General features: G+C 60.8%; 6 protein-coding genes. 1 reads left to right on the top strand and 5 read right to left on the bottom strand.

Features of this window, described 5'->3' with window-relative positions; all coding sequences use genetic code 11:
- Positions 1 to 597: 597 nt before the first annotated feature.
- From F4V54_RS10540 to F4V54_RS10555, 5 genes are all read right to left on the bottom strand, one after another.
- A complete protein-coding gene (locus F4V54_RS10540; RefSeq protein ID WP_102723221.1) occupies positions 598 to 1,140 on the bottom strand; it encodes a DUF488 domain-containing protein in 543 nt (180 codons plus the stop codon).
- Positions 1,141 to 1,586: 446 nt separating this feature from the next.
- Positions 1,587 to 1,784, bottom strand: a complete 198-nt coding sequence (locus F4V54_RS10545) for a hypothetical protein (RefSeq protein WP_102723219.1) — start codon at positions 1,782 to 1,784, stop codon at positions 1,587 to 1,589.
- A 15-nt stretch (positions 1,785 to 1,799) separates the two neighbouring features.
- Positions 1,800 to 1,925, bottom strand: coding sequence for a hypothetical protein (locus F4V54_RS11875; RefSeq protein WP_282958594.1), 126 nt, complete (start codon positions 1,923 to 1,925; stop codon positions 1,800 to 1,802).
- 88 nt (positions 1,926 to 2,013) lie between these two features.
- A complete protein-coding gene (locus tag F4V54_RS10550; protein ID WP_146014918.1) occupies positions 2,014 to 2,613 on the bottom strand; it encodes a hypothetical protein in 600 nt (199 codons plus the stop codon).
- 36 nt (positions 2,614 to 2,649) lie between these two features.
- Complete coding sequence (locus F4V54_RS10555; RefSeq protein ID WP_150387107.1) at positions 2,650 to 3,144, bottom strand: DUF1707 SHOCT-like domain-containing protein; 495 nt, start codon at positions 3,142 to 3,144, stop codon at positions 2,650 to 2,652.
- Between the two features lie 51 nt (positions 3,145 to 3,195).
- Between F4V54_RS10555 and F4V54_RS10560 the strand changes: the two genes are divergently transcribed.
- On the top strand, positions 3,196 to 3,379 hold a 184-nt coding region (locus tag F4V54_RS10560), incomplete at its 3' end, for a MerR family transcriptional regulator (RefSeq protein WP_150387108.1).

The following is a 3,379-nucleotide window of genomic DNA, read 5'->3' on the forward strand; positions in this document are numbered from 1 at the left end:
CGCGTCCTTCACCGTCAGCGCTGCGTCCGCAGTGCGTGCCGACGTGGCAACCTCAGAGGATGCCGTGCTGGCGGTGGTGCTGCCGGAGTCGGAGCAGGCGGCCAGGCCGATCGTGGTGGCGAGTGCAACCACGGTTGCGCCGATCTTTAGTGAAAGCTTCAAAACTTCCCCTTTAGTTAAGTAAGCCTAAGCTTAGTTACAGGAACGATGGGAAGACTAAGGTAAGGCTAGGCAAATGTCAACGGTCTGAGTCGTGCATCATGCCACTTACCCCATAACCATCCCCATGTACCCCATATTTTCGCGGTTCGGCTGCCTACCCAACGCGGGGGCGACATGCGTGGCGAAGCTGTCCAAGATCTTCCCGTTGACGTCCACGCCCATCCCGGTGGGGACGGTGTTAACGAGAATGTAACCGTGCAACGAGATACCGCCGAGTTCAAATTTAACGTCTAGGGTCGCGGCAAGACGGTAGGTCGCTTTTTCGATTCGACGCTTTGGGGCACAACCGAGGTTCCCGGTGGTCTTCTTAGGTTGAGTGCTTCGGATTTTCTACCCCTAAAGCTCGTTTGGGCGTGATGTCCGCTGGTGTACGTGCTAGCCCTGCTCGGGGTAGCGCACGAGGAGATCGTTGCCGATGACTGCGCCGTCGTTGAGCGTTGCCTCGCTCACCTTCGCACCGGCTGCACCCAGGCCCATAATGTGGCCAACCTCGTCACCGTGGGCGATGAGGTGGTCGGCGATGATACGCCGGTGGCAGCGCCACCACACCGCCTCGGCGCACATGATTGCGGTGGGGGTTTCGGCAGCGTTCGCCCGTAGCTGCGAGATCGCGTCGGAGAACTCCTCGCCCAGCGCATGGTCGGCGTAATTGTGGAAGCTGCGGTTACGCCAGTTGCCGTTAACCTCAAACGGTACCGAGTGGGACACGTTGCGCCGTCCGGTTAGACCCTCGCTTCTGCTGTAAGTGATGCCACATGTGGGAAGGTGTTCGGCAAGATGGTCGTCGTTGAACCACGGGTACTTCCTAGACCCGGGCAGCTTGCGCACATCCACGATGGATGCCACACCGGCAGCCTTGATCATTTCAGCGAAGTCCTCGAACTCGAGGTTGGAGTGACCCACGGTGAAAATGCGCATGCCGCCAATGCTACGCGCCAAGCGGTTACACCCACATCGGCGTCCAGGTATCGTGCACTGGCAGGTGGTCGGACTGGTAGGCGGGGTAGCAGGCAGGATGTTTGATGCATTCGCACCTGCCTTTAGTGGCATAGATCCGACTTACCGCTGAATGTCGAGCCGGGACCGATTGGTTGAATCTCAACGGGTCACCAGGGCGCCGACGAAACCCTGACCTGCCTGTTTGCGAGTCAAAATCCATGAACTCTTTGTTAAAGGAGCCATCCCCGTGCGCGTTATTGCACCTGTGGTGCAGCCGATCCAGGAGCAGGCCCCTTGCACCGCGAACATGGCAATGCGCTGGGCTACCGACGCAAGCCGGCTGGTGCGCCCCATCCGCAGCGGCACGGAGCTGACTGCGTCGACCTGCAGCGGGAAGTCAGTCGTGCTCTCCTTGCCTAGGCGCACTAGGTCGAAGCAGTCCACCTCGATGCCGATGTTGGTGTCGAAAGCATCGCGGCGTCGCCATCCGCGAGGTCGTCCAACGTCAGCGCAAGCACCACGGACACTGCGACGTCGTTCGACTTCTGACAGTGATCCTCGTACTGCTCGAGAATGGCGAAGAACTGGTCAAAGCGCCGTTGCGCCGGCGTGCGGGGATCCACCTCGCCTTGCAGCTCCTACAAGCGCTCCATGTCGTGCCGGACATCCTCGAATGCGAGGCTGGAGGGGTCTTTGAACAGTGCGCTAAGCGTGCGCAGCGCCGTGGAAATCTCGTTGACGCACCGGGCGATTTCGCTGGTCATGGCCCCTCCTTCCTGTCAAGAGTGCGATTGTATGAAAGTGATGAACTCAATCTAACAACGCGTCCGACACAGCCATTCGAAAGGAGGGTTAATTTAGCACTTCAATGCCCATTTCGGCGTTGTTGTTGAGCATGAGCTGGCTGCCGATGGGCAGGCTCGCGTCGGACCTGTACGAGAACTGGTTAGGCGGAACCCGCAGCCGCACCCGCTTTCCTACGTACTCGTCCCAGCCATTGGTGTTGTCCGAGGTTCCGAAATCCCGGTGCTCCACGGATCCGAGGCGAGCGAAGGGGCTTTCTTGGGCGACCTGGCTTCCCGCCTTATTTGCCGTGATGTTGACGGGGGAGTCGAAGACCAGCACGTAGTACACGTTGTCCGGGTCTTCGTCGTTCGGAGCGGGGCGGCCCTTCCTTGCCTGCTCCGTCGACCACGCTTCCACGTTGCCGGTGACGAGCAGGTCACCGTTCGAGTCGACGACTACCGGCGCGTCTTCCGCAGTATCCGCCGGTGCTTCAGCCTCCCCGCCAGGCTCTGCAACCTCCGCAGACTCCACAACCGCGCCCGAATCCGGGTCCACCCACTGCGTGGACGTGACCACCACGGGCTCGGGCACGCCACCTCCGGCGCAACCCGTAACCACCCCGACAGAACTAGCTACAATAAGCGCGCACGCACGAGGAAAACGCATGCTCCCATTCTAAACGGAGCGCGCAGGAATTCTCGGCTACTTCCCAAGCTCCTTGCGTCGCTCGGTGGCAAGTTTCAACCGCTCGGCGCGATCAGAACGTTCCTTCTCTAACAGGTCCTCGAGAATCTCGTCCTCCTCGTCGGAGATGTCGAAGACGATGTACCAAGCGACCGCGAGAATGCCCACCACCGGCCACACCACCCAGGCGTAGACCAGGTCGAACCCAAGTTGCAGCACAAAAAATACCGCCAAACCGCCGATGAGGGTGGTGTAGATCGCGGTGTCCAGCTTCCGCTTCGCTGCGAGTTTCTCATCCAGCTCGAGCTCAGACGGCATCCGCTTCTCCAGTGGGGCCGGTGCGGCCGGGAGGTCGTCGAAAAGCATGGAAAGCTCCCCGCGCGTGCGTGCGACTGCGGCCTGACCTGTGCGTTCTTCGAACTCCCCGACATCCAGGTAACCGTCTGCGAACAGTGTGCCCAGCCGGTCCAGCGCTTCCGAACGCTCGGCGTCGCCCACGCGGACTTCGTCCATGAATGCTCCCAACTTGCACTTACCCCTGCGGCAAGCTGTTCAATCGTAACCATGGTAGATGGTATCGAATACACGATCGGCGAAGCAGCGGAGGCCCTCGGCGTTTCCACCAAGGCGCTGCGCCACTGGGAGGCGCTCGGCCTCATCACACCCGCGCGCACGTGGGCCGAACATCGACGCAACGTTCTTGTTGGCGCCCCTGACGATCACACCCGCGCGCACGTGGGCCGAACAC

This window comes from Corynebacterium tuscaniense, assembly GCF_008693065.1.
In the GTDB taxonomy this organism is placed as follows: Bacteria; Actinomycetota; Actinomycetes; order Mycobacteriales; family Mycobacteriaceae; genus Corynebacterium; species Corynebacterium tuscaniense.

Coding starts and splice junctions, on each gene's coding strand:
- F4V54_RS10540 (WP_102723221.1), bottom strand. CDS start 1,140: ATGCGCATTTTCACCGTGGGTCACTCCAACCTCGAGTTCGAGGACTTC.
- F4V54_RS11875 (WP_282958594.1), bottom strand. CDS start 1,925: ATGACCAGCGAAATCGCCCGGTGCGTCAACGAGATTTCCACGGCGCTG.
- F4V54_RS10550 (WP_146014918.1), bottom strand. CDS start 2,613: ATGCGTTTTCCTCGTGCGTGCGCGCTTATTGTAGCTAGTTCTGTCGGG.
- F4V54_RS10555 (WP_150387107.1), bottom strand. CDS start 3,144: ATGGACGAAGTCCGCGTGGGCGACGCCGAGCGTTCGGAAGCGCTGGAC.